This is a genomic window from Roseateles sp. GW821-FHT09G09 (assembly GCF_059415965.1).
On record NZ_JBWKOG010000002.1, the window covers coordinates 242,560 to 263,091 of the forward strand.

Sequence of the window (20,532 nt, forward strand, 5' to 3'; positions counted from 1 at the left end):
TCAGCGCGTCGCCCTGCCGGGCGGGACGCGCCTGGCGCGACTCACTGGACGTCCATCCCGAAGGTGTTCGCGATGAAGGCCAGGATGTCCGCCCGCTCCTCGATGATCTTCGAGGTCGGCTTGCCGGCGCCGTGGCCGGCCTGCGTCTCGATGCGGATCAGCTTGGGCGCGGGGCCGGTATCGGCGGCCTGCAGCGTCGCGGTGTACTTGAAGCTGTGGGCCGGCACGACGCGGTCGTCATGGTCGCCGGTGGTCACCAGGATGGCCGGGTAACGCGCGCCGCTCTTGATCGTGTGCAGCGGCGAGTAGGCCTTCAGCCACTGGAAGTCGGCGGCGTTCTCCGAGCTGCCGTAGTCCGAGGTCCACGCCCAGCCGATGGTGAACTTGTGGAAGCGCAGCATGTCCATCACGCCGACCTGCGGCACCGCGGCGCCGAACAGGTCGGGCCGCTGGTTCACGACCGCGCCGACCAGCAGGCCGCCGTTGGAGCCGCCGTTGATGGCGAGCTTCGCCGGCTGGGTGTACTTGTGGGCCACCAGGTATTCGCCGGCGGCGATGAAGTCGTCGAAGACGTTCTGCTTCTTGCCCTTGGTGCCGGCCTCGTGCCAGGCCGCGCCGTACTCGCCGCCGCCGCGCAGCACGGCCAGCACGTAGACGCCGCCCATCTTCATCCAGGTCGCGGCGGTGACGCCGTAGCCCGGCGTCATCGGCACGTTGAAGCCGCCGTAGCCGTAGAGCAGCGTCGGGTTGCTGCCGTCCAGCTTCAGGCCCTTGCGATGGGCGATGAAGATCGGCAGCTTCGTGCCGTCCTTGCTGGTGACGAAGACGCGCCGGCTCTCGAACTGGTCCGCCTCGAACGCGGTCTGCGTGCGCCTGAACAGCTCGGCCTTGCCGGTCTTCGCATCCAGGCGCCAGATCTCGCCCGGCGTGGTCAGGCTGGTGTAGCTGAAGAAGGTCTCGGGGTCGTTCCACTTGCCGCCGAAGCCGGCGGCGGTGCCGACGCCGGGCAGCTGGATGTCGCGCACATGCTTGCCGCTGGGGGCGTGCACGCGCACCAGCGTGGCGGCGTCCTGCAGGTAGCTCAGCACCAGCTGGCCGCCGACGCCGCTGGCGGAGGTCAGGGCGTCCTGGGTCTCGGGCACCAGCGTGGTCCAGGTCTTGGGATCCCTGGCCTGCCAGTCCTTGTCCAGGTCGATCGCGATCAGGCGGCCGCGCGGCGCGTCCTTGTCGGTCTTGACGATCAGGCGCTGGCCGTCGAGCACGACGGGCGCATATTCGGCGTCGAAGCTGACGGTCAGCGGCACCGGCTTGGCGCCGCCGTAGCCGCCCTTGCCGTCCAGCGGCAGCACCATCAGCCCGTTCTTGCGGGCGGAGCCCTTCCAGACGTTGATCAGCGCGAGCCGGCCGTCGTCGGTGACGTCGACGTTGAAGCCCCATTCCTTCTCGGCGGGGTTCTCCACGACCAGCGTGTCGGCGGACTGCGGCGTGCCCAGGCGGTGGTAGTAGACCTTCTGGAAGTAGTTGGCGCCGGTGAGCGCCTCGCCGGCCTTGGGCGCGTCGTAGCGCGAATAGAAGAAGCCCTTGCCGTCGGGCGTCCAGGACGCGCCGGAGAACTTCACCCAGTCGATGGTGTCGTCCAGGTCCTTGCCGGCGTCGAGGTCGCGGACCTTCCAGGTCTGCCAGTCGGAGCCGGCGCCGGCGGTGCCGTAGGCCATCAGGCGGCCGTCGCGGGACACGACGCTGCCGGTCAGGGCGACGGTGCCGTCCTTGGACAGCGTGTTCGGGTCGAGCGCGACCTGCGGCGTGTCCTTCAGGCTGCGGGCGGTGTAGAGCACCGCCTGTTGCTGCAGGCCGTTGTTGCGGGTCCAGAAGTAGCGGCCGCCTTCCTTGAAGGGAACGCCGAACTTCTCGAAGTTGTAGAGGTCGGTGTAGAGCTTGCGCGCGGACAGGCGCTGCGGCATCGCGGCGAGGAACTTGTCGGTGACCGCGTTCTCGGCCTGGACCCAGGCCTTGGTGTCGGCGCTGTTGTCGTCCTCGAGCCAGCGGTACGGGTCGGAGACGGTGGTGCCGTGGTAGTTGTCGGTCTGGTCGACCTTGCGGGTGACCGGATAGGTCAGGCCCTGCGAAGTGGTCGAGGCGGTCGCGGAAGCGGTGGCCGCGGCCGGCGCCGTGGCGGTCTGGGCGGTGGCGGCCGTGCCGGTGCCGAGCCCGACCACCAGCGCGGCGGTCAACGTGAGGCGGAATTGCATGCGATGTGCTCCTGGAGTCGGGAAGCCGCCCCGCGCGGCTCGTGGCCAGGCGGGGCGGTGCGCGGGGATTGTGCCCCGCTGTCCCTGGGGTGCCTTTGGTCAGGGCGGGGAAGTACGGGGTGGACGAACTTCATCGAATCCATCGCGGCGACGGTGGCTCAAAGTGATCGTCTTTCGCGACGGACCGACTTGTCGGAGTCGTTTTGGGCTTTGGCTCGAATCTGGCCCGCCGGGCGCTTCTGAGAATCGGTGCTTCCGCTGTTGGAAAAGCGCAGGTGCAAAATGAACGCCCTACTGAAACCGATCGACTTCAGGTTCCTCATGTCCGAGATCACCACGTTGACCGTCCGTATCGCATCGGGACTGATGCGCGAGCTTGAAGCACGAGCTCAGCGCGTCCATTTCACGGTGGACGAGTTGGTGACGCAGATGATCAGCGCGTCGCTGTTCCGGAACTCTCCGGAGTATCACGATCCGAACAGCGAGCGGGCCCGCCACTTCCGCATGGTCGAGGAAGGGCTCGGAGAGATCGCTCGCGGAGACACGGTCTCGCTGGAAGACTTTGAGAAGTCCATGGATCAACTTCTTGGAGCGGAGGGGTCGCCGGATCTCCCGTCGAAGCGTTGAAGGCCGCGCTGAGCCAATCGGCCCAGCGCGAACTGTCCGACATCCTGCTTCATATTCGCGAGAAAGACCCGATCGCAGCTCGCAAGTTGCGAAAGGAGTTCTCCAGGTCGTTCTCGTTGATTGCATTTCAGCCAGGGATCGGCACGCTCGGCGTCGGCGGCGAAACACGGGAGACCTTTGTCAGGGGGAACTACCGCATCGTCTATCGAGTGGAGGACGACTTTCTCTCGGTGGTCCGCGTCATCCACACGGCGCGGCAGTGGCCGCCGTCCTCAACGGATCAGTAATCCCACCTCGCCTCTACCTGGAATGTCCTCCCCGGATACGGATGGAAGTTCCAGTACTGGTAGTTGTTGAGGTTGTCGATGCCGGCGGCGAGGGTCCACTGCCTGTCGATTCGCCACTGGGCCCGGACATCGACGGTGAAGTACTTGCTCGCCGCCATGTAGGCGAAGCCGTTGACGTCGCTGTTGTCCAGCGTGCTGAACTGCTTGCCGCTGTAGCGCGCGCCGAGGCTCAGGCTCAGGTCGTCGCGCGCCTGCCATTGCGCGAGCATCGTCGCGCGCCAGCGCGGCACGCGCGGCTGCCACCTGCCGATCGTGTCGCCCGGCACCGTCGCGTAGCCGGCGTTGGCCAGGATGATCGAGTCGGCGAAGGTCACGCTGCCCGTCAGGGTCACGCGCTGAGGCAGTCCCGCCGTGCCGCTGAGCTCCACGCCGCGCGTGCGGATGCGGTCGATGTTCTGCACCGTGTTCGCGTTGGTCGCGACGTTCAACTGCGAGTACAAGGCATCGCGGCTGTCCTCATGGAAGAACGTGACCCGCAGCGCATCGCGATCCTTGCCGGTCCATTCTGCGCTGAGTTCGCTGGTCCAGCTGCGCTCCGCCTTCAGGTTCGGGTCGTTGTTGATGAACTGCCCCGCCGCGTTGAAGCCGCCCTGGAACAGCTCGCTCACCGTGGGGAAGCGCACCGCGCGGCCGGTGCTGGCCTTGATCACCCATTGCTCGCTCAGTCCATACGACAGCGCCGCCTTCGGCGACCAGGCGGTCTGTGCGCGTGATGGGTGGTTCTGCAGGTTGGTCGTGGATTGCGTGACGCCGTCGAAGGATTGCCAGTGCTCGCCGCGCAGGCCGAGCACCGCCGTCCAGTCGGACGCGAACGCCCAGGCGTCCTGCGCGAAGACGGCGCGCACGCGCGTGTCGCCGTCGAAGCGCGAGGTGAACGCACCGGCGTCCCCCGCCCGCCAGTCCGCCAGCGCGGAGACGCGCGTGCGCAGCCGATAGCGCTCCTGCGACACGCCCGCATCGACCGTGTGATCGCCGCCGTCCGGCGTCCAGGTGAGCTTGGCGGACAGCGTGTTCCAACCGGTGCCCGCCTGATCGGTGAGCCGGCCGGCGTCGGGGGCGGCGCTCGTCGGCGCATAAGCCCGCGAGCGGTCGGCGAGGTAGTCGTACAAGCTCCCCGACACCTCCCACCCCAGCCCGTCGCGCACGCGGCGCTTCAGCGAGATCGCGTGCATGCGGTGTTCGAGTTCATCGCGCGTCTGCGGGAAGTCGCTCGCGCTGAGTGTGTAGCCCTTGCCGTCGATGCTGACCGGCTGGGTGATGCCGCCGCCGGCGCGGTGGTCGATGGTCCGTCCGTTCGCGTCCGTCAGGAAGCTCTGCGAACGGCCGTCCGAGTCGTTGCTCCACAGCCCGAACACGTACATCGCGCGCAGACTCGGATCGATGTCGTAGGCGAGCTTCACCTTCGCCTGGTCTTGCACCGTGTCGTACTGCGTGCCGCTGCCGAGCAGCAACCACGGCTGGTTGGTGCGATTCAGTCCGGCCACGGCGCCGGTGACCGGTACGGCGCCGGCCACGGGGGCCGACGCACTCAAGGTCCGTGTCGCGAAGGTCTGCGGTTGTCCCTCGCTGTCGGTACGGCCGGCGTGCAGCCACCACGAGAACGCGCCTTCAGCGCTGCCGATCGAGGCACTCGCCTGCTTCGCGTCGTAGTCGCGCTTGTGGCCGTAGAGGTCGTTGGGCTGATGGCTGTAGCCCACCCGCGCATGCGCCTCGAACCGCGTCGGCATGCGCGTCTGGTAGTCGACGACGGCACCGACCGCATTGCCCGAGTACGCGGCCGAGAACGGCCCGTACATCACGTCGACGCGGGCGATCTCCTCCGGCGACACCAGCCCCCATCGCGGCGCGAAGGTCGCGCCGTTGCCGAGCAGGTTGGACAGCAGGATGCCGTCCGCGTAGACCAGCGAGCGCGCGCTGTTGCCCGTCCCGGATGCGCGCGTCGACAGCACGGCGTGGTTGTAGTCGCCGATGTAGCGCTTGCGCACCAGCAGGCTGGGGAGGTACTTGAGCGCGTCCTCGGCGTCGGTGGCGTTGATGTCGCGGGCGATCGCCTCGCCGGTGACGCCCTCCATCGTGGTGGGAATGCGGCTGGGAAGCGAGGTCGGCGCGGCACCGTCGACACGGACGATACCCAGGGAAAGAGCGCGGACGTCGGCGTCCTCCGCGGCGTACACAGTCGTACACGCGGCAGCGGAAGCGGACGCCAGCACCGTCAGCGCACCGGCTCGAAGCCGGCGCGCACGGAAAATGCTGTGCATGGAAAGGAACTCCAACGGAATGAAGGAGCACCGGCTCGGGCCGGTGCAGCGGACTTCAGACCGTCAGGGGCGGCGCACGGGCCGGCGCGCTGCGCCAGGCATGCGCGGTGACCGAGGCGCTGTAGAAACGCTCCGGCAGGCCGTGACGCAGCTCGGTGCGCAGCGGCAGCACCGCAGGCATCGGCGGCAACGGCAGCGCATCCTGGTGCAGGTGGCAGAACGCACAGTGCTGGAACAGCGCGTGGTCCTGGTCGTCCGCGCCACTGTCCGCCAAGCCAGCACGCAGCTCGGCAGCGCGCGGACCCACCACGCTGGATCGGCAGATCTGCGTCCACGGCGCCAGATCCCCGTTCAAGGCCTGCGCCGCCATGGACGCCGCAGGCAGCAGCGCCGCCAGCCAGAAGACCAGGACGGCCATCCAGCGGGCGAAGAGTGCGGGGGAATGCAGGCGCATGACGCGGTGGATTCTAGGACGAGCGCGCGAAGCAGGCATGGCCGGGGCCGGCGGCGAAGACGAGCGAGGTCGCGCCAACTCGCTCTGCTCACCTCCGGCTCGCGTCGCTCAGACAGACGGCGCTCAAGTCAGTCTTGAACGCTCGGCTTCGCCCCCGGCCCCGGCCATGCCCGCTTCGCGTTCGACGAGTCGCTGACTCAGGGAGCGCTCAAGAGATCGAAGAGGGTGCGGGCAATCACCTTCGTCGCGCGACGCAAGTCGTCGAGGTCGACACGCTCGTCCGAACGTTTGGCATGCGACTCCAGCACGGTGCGCGGACCAGCACCGTAGATCGCCGCGGGGATGCCATGCTCGCCGTAGAGCCGCACATCGGTGTAGAGCGGCGTGCCCGAGGTCGGGATCGGCTCGCCGAACACCGCTTCGCCATGACGCTGCAGCGCTTCTACTAGCGGCCGGTTGCCTGGCAGCGGCTGGAGCGCGCGAGCGAGCAGCAAGCGCTTCACGTCGACCGTGATGCCGGGGAACGAGGCTGCCGCCTTTGCGATGGTGTCCCGGATCTCCGCCTCGACGACGACCGGATCCTCCTCGGGAATCATCCGGCGATCCAGCTTCAGCGTGACCTTGCCCGGCACGACGTTGGTGTTGGTGCCGCCCTCGATGCGACCGACGTTGAGATAGGGATGCTGGATGCCCTCGACCTTCGACGTGACCTCGCGGTACGCAGCGTTGCGCGCGTAGAGCGCGTTGAGGATCGTGACCGCGCCCTGCAGTGCGTCGACACCGGTGTCCGGGATCGCGGCATGCGCCATCTTGCCGTGGACGGTCACCTCCATCTGCAGGCAGCCGTTATGCGCAGTGACCACCTGGTAGCCGAAGCCGGCGGCGAGCAGCAGATCGGGCTTGGTCAGCCCTTGCTGCAGCAGCCAACCAGGTCCGAGTTCGCCGCCGAACTCCTCGTCGTAGGTGAAGTGCAGTTCGACGCCGCCCTTCAGCGCCACGCCCGGCGCGGCCCCCTGTGCGACATCCTGCGCGGCCAGCGCCTCCAACGCGCGCAGCGCGAAGGTGTAGGTCGAGAAGTCGCTTTTGCTGACGGCGGACGCGCGTCCGAACAGTTGACCGTCGACGACCTCGCCGCCGTACGGATCGTGCGTCCAGCCGTCGCCGGGCGGGACCACGTCGCCGTGCGCGTTCAGCGCGATCACCGGGCCACCGCCTTCGGCGCCGAAGCGACGTCGGACGATCAGGTTGGTCAGCGACTCGAGGCCGTACTCGCGCACCTGCGCCTGCGGCACCGCGTGCTTTTCGGCGACGTAGCCCATCTCCGCGAGCAGCTCGGCCGTGCGCTCGGCATGGGGCGCGTTGTTGCCTGGCGGCGTGTCCGTGGGCACACGCACCAGCGCCTGCAGGTAGCGGACCTGCTCGTCGAAGTGGGCGTCGATCCACGCGTCGAGCGCTTCGTACGAAGCCTGGGACGTGGTCGGGGACGTGGTCTGTGGCGCGGACTGTGGCGCGGGCTGGGAGGAGTCGGTCATGAGCTGATTGGTCCGGAAGATCGGGCGGCGTTCAGAGCCGGTCGAGCAGGGCGAGGAAGGCCTGCACGCAGAGTTCGGTGTCGTCGTTGCTGATCGCTTCGAGCGGGTTGTGGCTGATGCCCAGGTTGAGGCCGCGTTGGAAGAGCATGGCCTGAGGCATCGCCTGGTGGAGCTTCATCGCGTCGTGGCCGGCGCCCGAAGGCATCCGGTGCACCGGCAGGCCGAGCGCGCCGACGGCCGCTTCCCAGCGCGCCTGCCACGCCGCGTCGCTGGGCGCGGCGGCGGCGGCTTCGGTGCGCTCCAGCGTGAAGCTGACGCCGCGCCGCTCGCAGATCTCGGCGAGGCGGGCGCGCACGTCGGCGTCGAGCGCATCGCGCGCGGCGTCGGTGGTGGCGCGCAGGTCCAGGCTGAATCGGCATCGGCCCGGGATCACGTTGATGGAGCCGTTGGGCACCTGCAGCTGCCCGACGGTGCCGACGACCTCGGGCACCGCGCCGGCGCGTTCTTCCACGTAGAGGATCAACTCCGCCACCGCGGCGGCGGCATCGCGCCGACGGTCCATCGGCGTGGTGCCGGCGTGCGAGGCGAGCCCGCGCACTTCGCCGACGTAGCGGATGCTGCCGTTGATCGAGGTGACGATGCCCAGCGGCAGGTCGAGCTCGTTGAGCACCGGGCCCTGCTCGATGTGGACCTCGATGAAGCCGAGGTAGCGCGCCGGATCCCGTTTCAGGGCCTGGATCGCGTCCATCGTGCCGGGCAGGCCGGCGTCGCGCATCAGGTCGCGCATCACGACGCCGTCGGCATCGGCCTGATCCAGCCACGCCGGATCGAATCGGCCGACCAGCGCGCTGGAACCGAGGAAGGTCGCCTTGTAGCGCTGGCCTTCCTCTTCGGAGAAACCGACGACCTCGAGGCCGTGCTGGAGCCGGCGCCCCTGGCGCTTGAGCTCGCGCACGCAGACCATCGGCACGAGGATGCCGAGCCGGCCGTCGTACTTGCCGCCGTTGCGGACGGTGTCGTAGTGGCTGCCGGTGAGCAGTCGCGGAGGCTCGTCAGGCTGGCCCTGAAGGGTGCCGTGATAGACGCCGACGACGTTGCCGACGGCATCGATGGAGACCTCGTCGAAGCCGCACTCGCGCATCCAGTCGGCGAGTTGCGCCGCCGCGGCGCGATGGGCCTCGGTCAGGTAGAGCACGGTGAGCTGGCCGTTCTCCGCGAAGCCGGGATCGGAGAACCGCGCGAGCGATTCCGCCCAGTCCCAGACCTGGTTGCCGAGCGTCGGCGTGGCGCTGGACTTCTCGCCGGACGTGTGGCCGAACTTGTCGTTGAGCCGGATCTCCGCGATGCGGTGGATGTTGCGCAGGCACTCGGCGCGCTCGATGTCCGGGTGCCCGTTCAGGCGCCGCGCGAAGGTGTCGATGATCTGCTGCCGCGTCAGGCCGTCGCCGCGCGGGCCGCGCACCGCGAGGATGAAAGGCCAGCCGAAGCGCGCGTTGTAGTCGGCGTTCAGCTGCTGCAGGCGCGCGAACTCTTCCGGCGAGCAGTTCGTGAGGCCGGCCTTGCTCTGCTCGTTCGTGGACTCTGCTGTCAGCGACTGGGCAACCATCGCCTTGCCGGCGAGCTCCGGATGCGCGCGGATCAGGCCGAGCTGCTCGTCGAGCGCGGCTTCGCGCACGACGCGCGCCATCGCGTGCTTCAGCGCCGCGAGGCTGGCGAAGCCGCTCGCAGGCCGGGCGACGAAGGCACGCTGCGCGATCCACGGCGAGTGTTCATAGACGCCGTCCAGCAGCGCGACGAAGGTGTCTTCGCCGGCGACGTTCAGTTGATCGAGGGAGAGGGAAGCCGTACTCAAGGTGTTGCTCATCATCAGCCCCACACGAAGGCCTTGTCCGCATCGAACGGATGCGTGGCGCGCCAGTGGCGGGCGATGTCGACGCGGCGGGCGATCCAGACGCGGTCGTGTTTCTCGACGTGGTCGAGGAAGCGCTGCAGCGCCCGCATCCGGCCCGGCCGGCCGAGCAGCCGGCAATGCATGCCGATGCTCATCATCTTCGGCGCCTCGGCGCCCTCGGCGTAGAGCACGTCGAAGGTGTCGCGCAGGTAGTCGAAGAACTCGTCCCCATGGCTGAAGCCCTGCGGCAGCGCGAAGCGCATGTCGTTGCAGTCCAGCGTGTAGGGCACGACGAGATGGGGCGTCAGCGCGCCGTCGGTCTTGCGGACGTTGAGCCAGAACGGCAGGTCGTCGCCGTAGTAGTCGCTGTCGTACTCGAATCCGCCGAAGTCGGCCACCAGCCGGCGCGTGTGCGGGCTGTCGCGGCCGGTGTACCAGCCCGACGGCCGCTCGCCGGTCAGCTGCTGGATGATGTCCATGCCGATGTCCATGTGCTGGCGCTCGATGGCTTCGTCGACGCCCTGGTAGTGGATCCATCGCCAGCCGTGGCAGGCGATCTCATGGTTCAGCTCGACGAAGGCCCGGGTCAGCTCCGGGTGCCGCTCCAGCGCCATCGACACACCGAAGACGGTCAAGGGCAGCGCGCGTTTCTCGAATTCACGCAGCAGCCGCCACACGCCGGCGCGCGAGCCGTATTCGTAGATGCCTTCCATGCTGAGGTGCCGCGCGGGGAAGGCCGGCGGGTTGAACATCTCCGACAGGAACTGCTCGCTGCCGGCGTCGCCGTGCAGCACGCTGTTCTCGCCGCCTTCCTCGTAGTTGAGGACGAACTGCACGGCGATGCGCGCCTGGCCCGGCCACTGTGCGTGCGGTGGATGCTCGCCGTAGCCGACGAGGTCGCGGGGATAACCGGGAGAGACAACGGGCTTCATGCGACGGACTTCATGGCGGTGTCGAGGGACGCATCGACAGACTTTGCGGTGGGCATGTCTGTGGATGAGCGCTTGGACGGGCGCGTGGACGTGGAGGTGGGCGGCGGCATCAAGGTTGAAGGACCGATTTCAGGTCCTGCACGCGCGGATCGAGCCGCAGGTTGGCCTCGACGTTGCCGAGGTGGGCGTCGAGCAGCTTCAGCGCCGCACGCTTGTCGCGCGCTTCCAGCGCGTCGACGATCGCATCGTGCTCGGCCTGGGACTCGGCGGCGGAATGGGAGCTCTGGTACATGAGCGCGATCAGCGAGCTGCGCGAGAGCAGGTCGGTCAGCAGCTGCGCCAGCACCTCGTTGCCCTGCATGCGGGCGAGCACGACATGGAAGTCCGCCAGCAGCCGCGTGCGGCCGGGGACGTCGGTGCGGGCGACCGCCTCGCGCTCCTGCTTCAGATGGGCGCGCAGCTGCTTGATCTGGGCGGGCGTGATGCGCTGGCAGAGGTCGGCGAGCATCGCGGCCTCGAGCATCTTGCGCACCTCGAAGACCTGGCGCGCCTCCTCGACGCTGGGCTGCGCGACGAAGGCGCCGCGGGCCGGCTCCAGCCGCACGAGCCGATCGCGGCTGAGCTGGTTCAGCGCCTGCCGCACCAGCGTGCGCGAGCAGTCGAAGATGTCCGCCAGCTGCTGTTCGACCAGCTTGGTGCCCGGCATCAGCCGACGCTCGACGATCGCCTGCGTGATGGCGGCGGTGATGCGTCCGGTGACGGAGGCGCTGGCGTCGAGGTCCCGGGCGTTCATGGTCGGGCGGTCGGTCGTGATCGGCAGATCGGGCGGTGGGCGGTGTGTCCTGAAGTGTATACACTTTGGATTTCCAGTTTCCCTTTCACCGATGGCGACCATGGGCAAGCTCACGACTCACGTCCTCGACACCATGCACGGCAGCCCGGCCGCCGGCATGGCCGTGCGGCTGTACCGGATCGAGTCCGGCGAGCCGCACCTGCTGCAGGCGCTGACGCTCAACGTCGACGGGCGGGCGGACGGTCCGCTGCTCGAGGGGGAGACGCTGCAGGTCGGGCGCTACCGGCTGGTGTTTGCCGTGGCCGAGTATTTCCGCGGCCGGCGCGTGACGCTGCCGGAGCCGGCCTTCCTGGACGAGGTGCCGCTGGATTTCGGGATCGCCGATCCGGGCGCGCACTATCACGTGCCGCTGCTGGCGAGTCCCTGGTCGTACTCGACCTACCGGGGCAGCTGAGGTCGTCCCATGCGGTCCTGGCAGACCTTGGCCCTGAGACTCGCGCGCGAGCCGGCGGTGCTGGTGCGCGTCGACGAGCTGCAGGGCAGCGGGCCGCGGGAGGTTGGCGCGTGGATGGCGGTGACCGCGTCCGACGTCGTGAGCACGATCGGCGGCGGGCAGCTCGAATTCGACGCGATCGCGAAGGCACGTGCCGCGCTCGCGGCGGGGCGGGTCATGGAGCCGCGCCAGCGCTTCGCGCTCGGGCCATCGCTCGGCCAGTGCTGTGGCGGCGTGGTGTGGTTGAACTTCGAGTGGCTGGACGCGGGATCGATTGCCGGCTTGGCCGAGCGTCTCGGCGACCGGCGCGACTGGCGGCGCATCGCGCTGTTCGGCGGCGGCCACGTCGGGCGGGCGATCGTCGACCTGCTGGCCAGGCTGCCGGCGACGGTGCACTGGATCGACAGCCGTGAGGGCATGTTCCCGGAGCCGCTGCCGGACAACGTCCGGGCTGAGCAGTCCGAGCCGGTGCAAGGCGCGGTGCCGACGCTGGCGGCGGGCTCGCACGTGCTGATCATGAGCTTCAGCCATGCCGAGGACCTCGACATCCTCGCCAGTTGCCTGAAGCGCCAACGCGAGTTGCGCGATCTGCCGTACATCGGCCTGATCGGCAGCAAGAGCAAGTGGGCGACCTTCCGCCACCGGCTGGAAGCGCGAGGTTTCACGCCCGCCGAGCTGGCGCACGTGACGTGCCCGATCGGCATTCCCGGCATCCCGGGGAAGCAGCCGGAAATGGTGGCGCTGTCGGTCGTGGCGCAGGCGATGCAGGAGCCGACCGAGCCGCTCTGAGCGATGCCACGGCTGCTGGCCCTCACCCCCGCCCTCTCCCGCAAGCGGGAGAGGGAGCCCGACCGGCTCTCCTCGTAGCGCCGGCTCCTCTTGCTCCCTCGCCCGCTTGCGGGAGAGGGCAGGGGTGAGGGGCGCGCGCAGCGCGCGGGGTCTAGGCAGTCATGCGGCCTCTGACTCCCTCTCCCGCTTGCGGGAGAGGGCTGGGGTGAGGGGCGCGCGCAGCGCGCGGGGTCTGGGCAGTCATGCGACCTCTGACTCCCTCTCCCGCTTGCGGGAGAGGGCTGGGGTGAGGGCCAGCGGCCGTCGCAGTACGGCCATCCAAACTGTATACACTTCCCACCTCAACGTCGCCGCGGCGCCCATTTCTCAGCGCGACGCTTGCCGGTTCACAGCGCCCGCAGTGGTGGTCCGGATCTTGCACGACGTTCGTTGATGGACAGCTACCTGCTTGACTGGGCCAATCTGCTGCTGCGCTGGCTGCACGTGATCGTGGCCATTGCCTGGATCGGCGCCTCGTTCTATTTCGTCTGGCTGGACAACCACCTCCTCAAGCCCCAAGCCGAGGACCTCAAGTCCAAAGGCGTGGACGGCGAACTCTGGGCGGTGCACGGCGGCGGTTTCTACAACCCGCAGAAGTACATGGTCGCGCCGGCCAACCTGCCGCAGCACCTGCACTGGTTCTACTGGGAGAGCTACTGGACGTGGATGAGCGGCTTCGCGCTCTTCGCGCTGCTCTACCTCTTCAACGCCGACACCTACCTGATCGACAAGCGCGTCTTCGACTGGAGCGCGCCGGCGGCGATTGCCGGGGCGCTCGGCTTCCTGGCGGGCGGCTGGCTGGTCTACGACCAGATCTGCCGGCGTTTCGGCCGCAAGGCCGACGGCTCGATCGGCAACGACGGCGTGGTGCTCGGACTGATCGCCGTGGCGGTCGTGGGCGCGGCATGGGGGGCGAGCCAGCTCTTCGCGGGCCGGGCGGCTTTCCTGATCACCGGCGCGATGATCGCCACGATGATGAGCGCGAACGTCTTCTTCTGGATCATCCCGGGCCAGAAGCAGGTGATCGCGGACATGCGGGCGGGGCGGCCGGTGGACCCGGTCCACGGCCAGCGCGGCAAGCAGCGCAGCGTGCACAACACCTACTTCACGCTGCCGGTGCTGATCGCGATGCTGTCCAACCACTACGGCATGCTCTACAGCCACCCGCACAACTGGCTGGTGCTGGTGATGCTGATGCTGACCGGCGTGCTGGTGCGCACCTGGTTCGTGAAGCGCCACAAGGGCGTCGACGCCTGGCCGCTGCTGGTGGCGGTGGTCATGCTGCTGGCAATCCTGATCGCCTGGCTGGCGCCTCGGCCTGCGACCGTGCCCGTCACGATGGCTCCACCGACCACGACGGCAACCTCGTCGGCAACACCTGGCCCCGGCGCGACGGCTACGCTGAGCGACTCAGCCGAAGTCACCTTCGAGCAGGTGAAGACGATCGTCAACGCGCGCTGCCTCGCATGCCACAACGCGGCGCTCGCGCCCAAGCGCATCCAGTTCCACGAGCCGCAGATGATCGAGCAACACGCGGCCGAGATCTACCAGCAGGCCGTGGTGCAGAAGACCATGCCGCTGAACAACGCGACCGGGATCACCGACGAGGAACGGGCGGCGTTGGGGCGGTGGTTCAGGGCGAGGTGAGGGGCAAGCCCAGCGGAGCGCTAGCCCCTCCCCGTCCGGTTAGGAACTAGGTGCGATGCGGGTTACTTAGACTGCTTCTTGCCGTTTTCCTCGAGGAACTTGGCGAAATCGTTCAACGAAACGCCATACCAATCCTTGCCATTCTTCGGCGACCAGAGAATTCCGTTGGGCTTCACTCGCACATGACCGACGATCTTGTTGTCAGAATCCACGAGCGTGTGCTCTTCAAATTTTTTCGGTGCAAAAGAGTTAACTCGCTTCGCTTTGGCTGGCGTAGCGGCGGCTGGTTGTTGGTCCGGTGTTGCCTGTGCGGTTGCGATGTTCTTGCTTGCCATGTTTCCTCCCTAGAGCATTCCGCTCAATAAAATTAGTGGCCCTTTGACGCTAGCAAGCGTCAGCGATTGGCAGAAGCGGGACGAACCCTAAAGCCTGCACTCTGACCAACGGCCCGCGCTTCGTGGGGCGAATGGATGTCGACCGCGTATGAGAGGTCAAACCATTGCGTGCCGACTCACCCACTACCGTTGAGCTCAAGGGAAAGCCCTGGGTTGAAGCGTCGCGGCGCGTCGCGATGTGGGCGCCATGTTCTTCTTCCGCCATCCCAAGCCCGTCGTCGACCAACGCCCCGTTGCGGAGCATTCGGTACTGGTCGAGGCGCGCGAATTGCCTCTGCTGTTGGAACTGCGGCCGCACCCGGACGTCAAGCCGGTCTGCGTGCCATGCCGCCCACCTGGCGCGCCTCGCAATCGGTCTAGTTCGGCAAACTGCTACTTCCACAAGACTGGGGATGCGCGATCGTTCCAGAAGATTCCAAGATGTGATGACCTGCTTTGCCTGGAGGTGAGTCATGCCAGTGAACGATGTCAACGTGCGGCGGATCATCAATGATTATCTGAAGAAGCATGGCGGTGTCGACGGTCGATGGGCGGGTGACAACATTCGAGCCGCTTGGGCAGACTTGAAATTCGGATGGCGCGACAAGGATCCGATTCTTGGGCAGCCGCCGAATTCGCTAGACCTAGATCATGCGGCGGCGGAGAACTATCTGTTTGCCCGCTCTGAGGTCGCGCTTGCCTCTGTTAGCGCAGCCCAAATGCACGTCTTGGCCGTTGGCAACTATGTAGTCAAACGTGTGGGCATAAAGATGCCTTCCAGTAAGAATCCCCAGTCGGAAGCCGATCTTGACGTGATGCGTTGGGGCTCGATTGGCGCAAGTGAGGGTGAAGCCGATCGAATTCGCTATCGTCCGCAGGCGGAGGCGCCACTGTGGCGTCCAGTGAATGAGGTCTTCAGGCTTCGCGGGTGGTTGAAGCCGATTGGAGCCATTGGAACGCGGTATTCAGCAGACTGAGCAGCACTGTTCTTGAACGATGCGTGCCTCGTCTCTCGTTGTCTGGGACACGGTCTTGTCTTTGCGAGCCGGGTAGTACGGGTCATTCCTGTGGCAGGGCTAACTTCTTGAAATCAGAATCCAAAACGCCGTTTCAAAAGTAGAAACGAAGAGGATTCCGATGACCAAGCGCGTGGCCGTGATCGGCGAATGCATGCTGGAGCTCAAGGGCGAGGCCTTCGGCGCGATGACGCTGGGCTACGGCGGCGATACCTTCAACACCGCTGTCTATCTGCGACGTTGCGGCGCGGCGGCCGGGCTGGAGGTGGCGTATGCGACGGCCCTCGGCGAGGACGGCCTCAGTGCCGGCCTGCTCGACCGCTGGCGCGAGCAGGGCATCGATACGCGGCTGGTGCGGCGCCTCGCAGGCCGCATGCCGGGGCTCTACATGATCGAGGTCGACGGCCGCGGCGAGCGCAGCTTCCACTATTGGCGCGACACCGCCGCGGCGAAGGCGTACTTCGATGTCGAGCGCACGCCGCTGGAAATCCATGCGCATGAGTTCGACGCGCTCTACCTCAGCGGCATCACGCTGGCGATCCTGCCGGCCGACGGGCGCGAGCGTTTCTACGCGCTGATGGCCGCGATGCGCGAGCGCGGTGCCCACGTCGTCTTCGACAACAACTATCGGCCTCGACTGTGGAAGGACCGGCAGGCGGCGCGGGTCGAGTTCGAGCGGGCGTTCTCGCTCGCCACGATCGCGCTTGTCACGGCGGACGATCATCAGTCGCTGATGGATTTGCCGGACCTCGATGCAGCCATCACGCATGCGAAAGCCTTGGCGGCCCCCGAGGTGCTGATCAAACGCGGCGCTTCATCGACGCTCGTGCGTGCAGGCGATGGCCAGGGACGTTGGCTCGAAGCGCCGACGCAGTGGGTTGAGCGCGTCGTCGACACGACGGCGGCGGGAGATTCTTTCGCGGGCGGCTATCTGGCGCGTCGCTTGTCGGGGCATGACGCCGTCAGCGCCGCGGCGCATGGCAATCGCGTCGCAGCGCGCGTGATCGGATATCCCGGTGCGATCATTCCCGCCGAGGCGATGGCGGATCTGCTCTGAAGGGCGGAAAGCCCGCGCTCAGCGCATCCAGCGTTTGAGCTCGGGCATCACCACGACGAGTTGCTCGGCGACCATCGCCGAGAACACCTGCGCGCCTTTGGCGCCCAGGTGCGTGCGGTCGAAGACGGGATTCGCGGCGCCCGCGCGCTCGGGCGAGGACGCCGCCTGCGCAGGCGCATCGATCGGCTTCGGCGCCATCGCCAGCGTGTCAGCTTCCGTCTCGCCCATCGCCTGGACCGCCGCGTGGCTGATCGCATTCAAGTCGAGCAGAGGAACCTGATGCTCCGCGCTGACGCGGATCGTCGCGTCGGCCCACGGGCGCAGGTTGTTCTCGAGTCGCCCCTGCGCATCGAAGCTCCTTCGCGTGAGCGGCGTCAGCATCACCAGCCGCGCGCCGGTCGGCGCCACATCCGCGATGTAGCCCGCCAGGTTCACGGGGAACTCCGTCTGCAGGTCGGTGGAGCGGCCCGGCTTGCCGGGCTGGTCGTTGTGACCGAACTGCATCAGCACCACGTCGGTCTGGCCCGCGGGTCGATCGCGCAGCAGTGTCATGACCTGACCCCAGAGGCCTTCGGCGCGGAAGCTCTTGGTGCTGCGCCCGCCCTTGGCGACGTTGAGGCAGATGACCTCGGGCTTGAAGCGTGCGCAGAGCGCGTCGCCGTAGCCGCTCTTCGTGGCCATCGTCGAATCGCCGACGAGGATCACGCGCAGCGAGGATGCTGCCTCCTGCGCGGACGCGGCGCCTGCCACAAGGACCAGCGCCGCGAGCCATGACTTCTTCATGAGTGCTCCGTGGTGATGCGACCGGAATGGGGCTTGGGGTTCCCGGAGGGAGGCCCCATGCCCCGTGGAGAGTCGGCGCTTGTCCTCACGCAGTCAAGCCGACCAAACCAGCCAAGCCAGCCAAGCCAGCCAAGCCCCCTCAGAACTTGTAGCTCGCTCCGAGGAGAAACTCCCGCCCCGTCACGTGATAGACCACGGGGCTGTTCCGCGCCCTCGAGATGAACTGGTCGTTCGCCTCATTGGTCAGGTTGACGCCCTCCAGCGTGATCGTGAGGTTGTCGTTGACCTTGTACGAGATCGACGCATCCACGTTGAGCGTGGCGTTCTTCCCTTCGACGTCGTTGTTGTTCTGCCCCGGCACCCGCGTCAGGAACGACGATCGCTTGGACGCCGACACCCGTGCGCTGAAGGTGTTGTCGTCGTAGTACAGCGTCGCGTTCCACGACTTCGGCGACATGTTGAGCAGATCGTCCGAGATGGTCGTGTCGCTGGTCGGCGAGATCAGGTAGGTGATCTTGGACTTCACGTAGGTGTAGTTGAGCACCGTGCCGAAGTTCTTCCCCCAGCTCGGGAGGAAGGTGAAGGGCTGCTGGTAGTTCAGCTCGATGCCGCGCAGCTTGCCTCCGGGCGTGTTGATCGGCGTCGTGAGCTGGAACACCTCCTCGCCGGTGAAGTTGGACGGCAGCAGCGACATCGGCAGCCCCGTCTGGTTGTACGGCGCGTTGGTGCGCAGGCTCTGGATGTAGGTGTCGATGTTCTTCTGGAACAGCCCCACGCCGATGAAGGCGTTGCGGCCGAAGTACCACTCCAGGCTGCCGTCGAAGGTCTTCGCGCGGAAGGGCTTGAGGTACGGGTTGCCCGTGGTGATCGACAGCGTGCCGGTCGTGCTGATCGTGCCGCCCGGGTTCAGGTTGCCCAGTTGCGGCCGCGCCATCACCTTGGCCGCGGCGAAGCGCGCGATCAGGTCCTTGGTCAGGTTGGCCGAGACGTTCAGCGCCGGCAGCCAGTCCTTGTACTTCTGCCCGATCACGACCTCGGTGCCGCCGCCGGTGGCCAGGTAGCCGGTGGCGTCCTGCTCGGTCACGACGTAGCGCACGCCGACGTTGCCTTGCAGGCGCAGGCCGAAGAGCCGGCCCTCGAAGTCCGCCTGCACGAAACCGCCCGTGTCTTTCTCGACCACCGCGCGGTTGTTGCCGCGCGCGTTGCCGTTGGTGGTCGAGGACAGCGTGAAGTCGCCCGGGCCGCCCGCGGGACCGCTCTTGATGCAGTTGCAGTAGATATCGTAGGCCGCGGCGATCGCGTTGAGGTCGGGGATGACCCACGAGGTCGGCGTGCCCTGCGGCAGGCTGAGTCCGCGGCCGAAGCCGGTCAACATCTTGGTCAGCACGCCCGACCCCGCCGCCGGCGAGAAGATCGTGTCGTTCTGGTTGACGCGCCGGAACTCGAAGGTGTCGAAGCTGTATTTCTTGTAGTCGAAGCCGGCCTTCAGCGTCAGCGTGTCCGGCATCACCTCCCACGCCAGGTCCAGATGCCCGATGTCGTTGATGTTGTTGGCGCCCTGCGGCCGGATGCGGATCTCGCTGGTGGTCGTGTTGGTGACCGTCGTCGGCTGCGTGCCCGTGCTGACCTGCGGCACGCCGACGATCTGCAGCGCGCCGTTCTGCGCCGTGGGATCGAAGGGGTACTTGATCACCGGCAGCCGGTCGTCGTTGCGGAAGTCCAGCGTGTAGCCGTTGACGTTCAGCGCGTCGAGCGTGACCGTGGTCTGCACCGGATTGCGGAACTTGGAGTCGGCCCGGCCCACCTTCGCGTTGAGCTTGAGGTGGTCGGTGATGTCCTGCTCCAGCGTCAGGCTCGGTTGACGGAAGGTGGTCGTCAGCTCGTCGTAGCGCGACTCGGCGCGGATGTCGACGCCGTTGAACACGCCGTACTGCAGCGCGCCGTTGGGCGCGTACTGCGCCTCGACGACGCTGGTCTGCGGCTTGCCGCCCTGGCTCGCCGTGCGGCTGAACGAGATGGCCTCGAGGAAGTCCTCCCGCCGCGTCGCGTCCAGTTTCGAATACAGCATGTCGAAGGTCAGCAGCGTGCTGTCCGTCGGCTTGAACTGGATCGAGCCGGTCAGGCCGAGCCGGTCCTGGTCATGCGTGAGCCGGCCGTAGCGCGGCAGGCGGGGGTGGAAGTTGTCCGCGCTGCTGGCCGCGTTGTAGGCCGCGGTCGCGCCTGCGGAGGCCGGCAGGCGCGGCACGCCCTGCGCGGCCGGTCCGCAGTTGGCGGCGGTGGTGGTCGGATTCGCCGGGGTCACGCCTTGCGGCGAGCACCAGCCGCCGGAGGAGGCGCCGTTGTCCCAGCGCACCGTCGAGAAGCCTTCCTCGAAGAGCCGGCGCTTCGAGTACGCGCCCGAGACCAGCACGCCCAGCTTCTTGTCCAGGAACACGTCGCTGAGCAGGAAGGCCGCGCGCGGATCGGTCTCGCGCGCCAGGTCGTTGTAGCGGGCCTTCACCGAGGCCGCGACCACGCGCTTGTTGAAGTCGAAGGGCCGCGCGGCCTGCAGGTCCACGGTCGCGCCGAGCGAGCCCTCGTCCACCTCGGCCGAGCTGCTCTTGCGCACGGTGATGGTGTTGAAGAGCTCGGCCGCGAAGACGTTGAAGTCGAATCCGCGCGAGCGGTTCGCGCCGCCCGAGCTGTCGGTGCCGCCGGTCGTGGCCAGCGCCTCGATGCCGTTGATGCGCACCCGCGTGAAGTCCGCGCCCAGGCCGCGCACGGTGATGTTGCGCCCCTCGCCGGCGTCGCGGTCGATGACCACGCCGGGGATGCGCTGCAGCGATTCGGCCAGGTTGGTGTCGGGGAACTTGGCGATGTCCTCGGCCTTGATCACGTCGACGATGCCCCGGTCCTGGCGCTTGGCGTTCAGCGCGCTCTCGAGCGAGGCGCGGATGCCGGTGATCACCACCGTGTCGAGGGCCTTGTCGGGGGCGGGCGCCGGCGCGGCGGCCGATGCAGCGGCGGCCGGCGCAGGGGCGGCCTGGTCCTGGCTCCACGCGGGCAGCGACAGCGTCGCGGTGCCCAGCAGGCAGGCGGCGAGGCGGGTCAGGCGGGGGGTGGATGCCACGGGCGCGGCCCGTGGGGCCCGACGCGGGCGGTTGGACGTGGACGTCCCGAGGCGAGTCCCAATGCGATGGGGCATGACGTTGTCTCCAAGGTTCTTCTGCGGTCGCGGGCGCGGGATCGTGGCCCGTCGCTCTCGCGGCATG

At 67.7% G+C, this 20,532-nt stretch carries 17 protein-coding genes; 7 read left to right on the forward strand and 10 right to left on the reverse strand.

Going from position 1 to position 20,532, the window contains the following annotated elements; translation table 11 throughout:
* Positions 1-41: 41 nt before the first annotated feature.
* Positions 42-2,249, reverse strand: a complete 2,208-nt coding sequence (locus AC07O8_RS05930) for a prolyl oligopeptidase family serine peptidase (protein ID WP_495047158.1) — start codon at positions 2,247-2,249, stop codon at positions 42-44.
* A gap of 321 nt (positions 2,250-2,570) precedes the next feature.
* On the opposite strand from AC07O8_RS05930, the gene AC07O8_RS05935 reads away from it, so the two are divergent.
* A complete protein-coding gene (locus tag AC07O8_RS05935) occupies positions 2,571-2,876 on the forward strand; it encodes a hypothetical protein (protein WP_495047159.1) in 306 nt (101 codons plus the stop codon).
* The gene (locus tag AC07O8_RS05940; RefSeq protein ID WP_495047160.1) at positions 2,873-3,163 is read left to right on the forward strand and encodes a type II toxin-antitoxin system RelE/ParE family toxin; all 291 of its coding nucleotides are present in this window, start codon (positions 2,873-2,875) and stop codon (positions 3,161-3,163) included. The genes AC07O8_RS05935 and AC07O8_RS05940 overlap by 4 nt, the downstream gene beginning before the upstream one ends.
* On the opposite strand, the gene AC07O8_RS05945 is transcribed toward AC07O8_RS05940, so the two are convergent.
* The 6 genes from AC07O8_RS05945 to AC07O8_RS05970 all read right to left on the reverse strand — a co-directional run bounded on the left by AC07O8_RS05945 (position 3,157) and on the right by AC07O8_RS05970 (position 11,083).
* Positions 3,157-5,481: a TonB-dependent receptor gene (locus tag AC07O8_RS05945; RefSeq protein WP_495047161.1), complete on the reverse strand. Its 2,325-nt coding sequence runs from the start codon at positions 5,479-5,481 to the stop codon at positions 3,157-3,159. The two genes, AC07O8_RS05940 and AC07O8_RS05945, sit on opposite strands and share 7 nt — an antisense overlap.
* A gap of 55 nt (positions 5,482-5,536) precedes the next feature.
* Positions 5,537-5,935 (reverse strand): DUF2946 domain-containing protein, encoded by a 399-nt coding sequence (locus AC07O8_RS05950; protein ID WP_495047162.1) that lies wholly within the window; start codon positions 5,933-5,935, stop codon positions 5,537-5,539.
* Positions 5,936-6,132: 197 nt separating this feature from the next.
* On the reverse strand, positions 6,133-7,467 hold the full coding sequence (locus AC07O8_RS05955; protein ID WP_495047163.1) for a M20 family metallopeptidase: 1,335 nt from the start codon (positions 7,465-7,467) through the stop codon (positions 6,133-6,135).
* Between the two features lie 31 nt (positions 7,468-7,498).
* Entirely contained in the window at positions 7,499-9,319 is a 1,821-nt protein-coding gene (gene uraD, locus AC07O8_RS05960; RefSeq protein WP_495047164.1) for a 2-oxo-4-hydroxy-4-carboxy-5-ureidoimidazoline decarboxylase, read from the reverse strand.
* A gap of 14 nt (positions 9,320-9,333) precedes the next feature.
* Positions 9,334-10,290 carry an allantoinase PuuE gene (puuE, locus tag AC07O8_RS05965; protein ID WP_495047165.1) on the reverse strand — a complete coding sequence of 319 codons (957 nt, stop codon included), beginning with the start codon at positions 10,288-10,290 and terminating at the stop codon, positions 9,334-9,336.
* Positions 10,291-10,399: 109 nt separating this feature from the next.
* Positions 10,400-11,083, reverse strand: coding sequence for a GntR family transcriptional regulator (locus tag AC07O8_RS05970; RefSeq protein WP_495047166.1), 684 nt, complete (start codon positions 11,081-11,083; stop codon positions 10,400-10,402).
* Between the two features lie 100 nt (positions 11,084-11,183).
* On the opposite strand from AC07O8_RS05970, the gene uraH reads away from it, so the two are divergent.
* From uraH to AC07O8_RS05985, 3 genes are all read left to right on the forward strand, one after another.
* Entirely contained in the window at positions 11,184-11,537 is a 354-nt protein-coding gene (gene uraH / locus AC07O8_RS05975; RefSeq protein WP_495047167.1) for a hydroxyisourate hydrolase, read from the forward strand.
* A 9-nt stretch (positions 11,538-11,546) separates the two neighbouring features.
* Positions 11,547-12,365: a xanthine dehydrogenase accessory protein XdhC gene (gene xdhC, locus AC07O8_RS05980; RefSeq protein WP_495047168.1), complete on the forward strand. Its 819-nt coding sequence runs from the start codon at positions 11,547-11,549 to the stop codon at positions 12,363-12,365.
* A 432-nt stretch (positions 12,366-12,797) separates the two neighbouring features.
* Entirely contained in the window at positions 12,798-14,051 is a 1,254-nt protein-coding gene (locus tag AC07O8_RS05985; protein ID WP_495047169.1) for a urate hydroxylase PuuD, read from the forward strand.
* A 62-nt stretch (positions 14,052-14,113) separates the two neighbouring features.
* Here the strand turns inward: AC07O8_RS05985 and AC07O8_RS05990 are convergent, their stop codons facing one another.
* The gene (locus AC07O8_RS05990; RefSeq protein WP_495047170.1) at positions 14,114-14,386 is read right to left on the reverse strand and encodes a hypothetical protein; all 273 of its coding nucleotides are present in this window, start codon (positions 14,384-14,386) and stop codon (positions 14,114-14,116) included.
* A 512-nt stretch (positions 14,387-14,898) separates the two neighbouring features.
* Between AC07O8_RS05990 and AC07O8_RS05995 the strand changes: the two genes are divergently transcribed.
* Together AC07O8_RS05995 and AC07O8_RS06000 are read left to right on the forward strand one after the other, a co-directional pair.
* Positions 14,899-15,402 (forward strand): hypothetical protein, encoded by a 504-nt coding sequence (locus tag AC07O8_RS05995; RefSeq protein WP_495047171.1) that lies wholly within the window; start codon positions 14,899-14,901, stop codon positions 15,400-15,402.
* Between the two features lie 160 nt (positions 15,403-15,562).
* Positions 15,563-16,498, forward strand: coding sequence for a sugar kinase (locus AC07O8_RS06000; RefSeq protein WP_495047172.1), 936 nt, complete (start codon positions 15,563-15,565; stop codon positions 16,496-16,498).
* Between the two features lie 18 nt (positions 16,499-16,516).
* Here AC07O8_RS06000 and AC07O8_RS06005 read toward each other — a convergent pair whose 3' ends face one another.
* Positions 16,517-17,281, reverse strand: coding sequence for a rhamnogalacturonan acetylesterase (locus AC07O8_RS06005; RefSeq protein WP_495047173.1), 765 nt, complete (start codon positions 17,279-17,281; stop codon positions 16,517-16,519).
* A gap of 139 nt (positions 17,282-17,420) precedes the next feature.
* Entirely contained in the window at positions 17,421-20,390 is a 2,970-nt protein-coding gene (locus tag AC07O8_RS06010; protein WP_495047174.1) for a TonB-dependent receptor, read from the reverse strand.
* Between the last annotated feature and the right edge of the window lie 142 nt (positions 20,391-20,532).

Coding starts and splice junctions, on each gene's coding strand:
- AC07O8_RS05930 (WP_495047158.1), bottom strand. CDS start 2,249: ATGCAATTCCGCCTCACGTTGACCGCCGCGCTGGTGGTCGGGCTCGGC.
- AC07O8_RS05985 (WP_495047169.1), top strand. CDS start 12,798: ATGGACAGCTACCTGCTTGACTGGGCCAATCTGCTGCTGCGCTGGCTG.
- AC07O8_RS05955 (WP_495047163.1), bottom strand. CDS start 7,467: ATGACCGACTCCTCCCAGCCCGCGCCACAGTCCGCGCCACAGACCACG.
- AC07O8_RS06000 (WP_495047172.1), top strand. CDS start 15,563: ATGACCAAGCGCGTGGCCGTGATCGGCGAATGCATGCTGGAGCTCAAG.
- AC07O8_RS05970 (WP_495047166.1), bottom strand. CDS start 11,083: ATGAACGCCCGGGACCTCGACGCCAGCGCCTCCGTCACCGGACGCATC.
- AC07O8_RS05950 (WP_495047162.1), bottom strand. CDS start 5,935: ATGCGCCTGCATTCCCCCGCACTCTTCGCCCGCTGGATGGCCGTCCTG.
- AC07O8_RS05945 (WP_495047161.1), bottom strand. CDS start 5,481: ATGCACAGCATTTTCCGTGCGCGCCGGCTTCGAGCCGGTGCGCTGACG.
- xdhC (WP_495047168.1), top strand. CDS start 11,547: ATGCGGTCCTGGCAGACCTTGGCCCTGAGACTCGCGCGCGAGCCGGCG.
- AC07O8_RS06005 (WP_495047173.1), bottom strand. CDS start 17,281: ATGAAGAAGTCATGGCTCGCGGCGCTGGTCCTTGTGGCAGGCGCCGCG.
- AC07O8_RS05995 (WP_495047171.1), top strand. CDS start 14,899: ATGCCAGTGAACGATGTCAACGTGCGGCGGATCATCAATGATTATCTG.
- puuE (WP_495047165.1), bottom strand. CDS start 10,290: ATGAAGCCCGTTGTCTCTCCCGGTTATCCCCGCGACCTCGTCGGCTAC.
- uraH (WP_495047167.1), top strand. CDS start 11,184: ATGGGCAAGCTCACGACTCACGTCCTCGACACCATGCACGGCAGCCCG.
- AC07O8_RS05935 (WP_495047159.1), top strand. CDS start 2,571: ATGTCCGAGATCACCACGTTGACCGTCCGTATCGCATCGGGACTGATG.
- AC07O8_RS05990 (WP_495047170.1), bottom strand. CDS start 14,386: ATGGCAAGCAAGAACATCGCAACCGCACAGGCAACACCGGACCAACAA.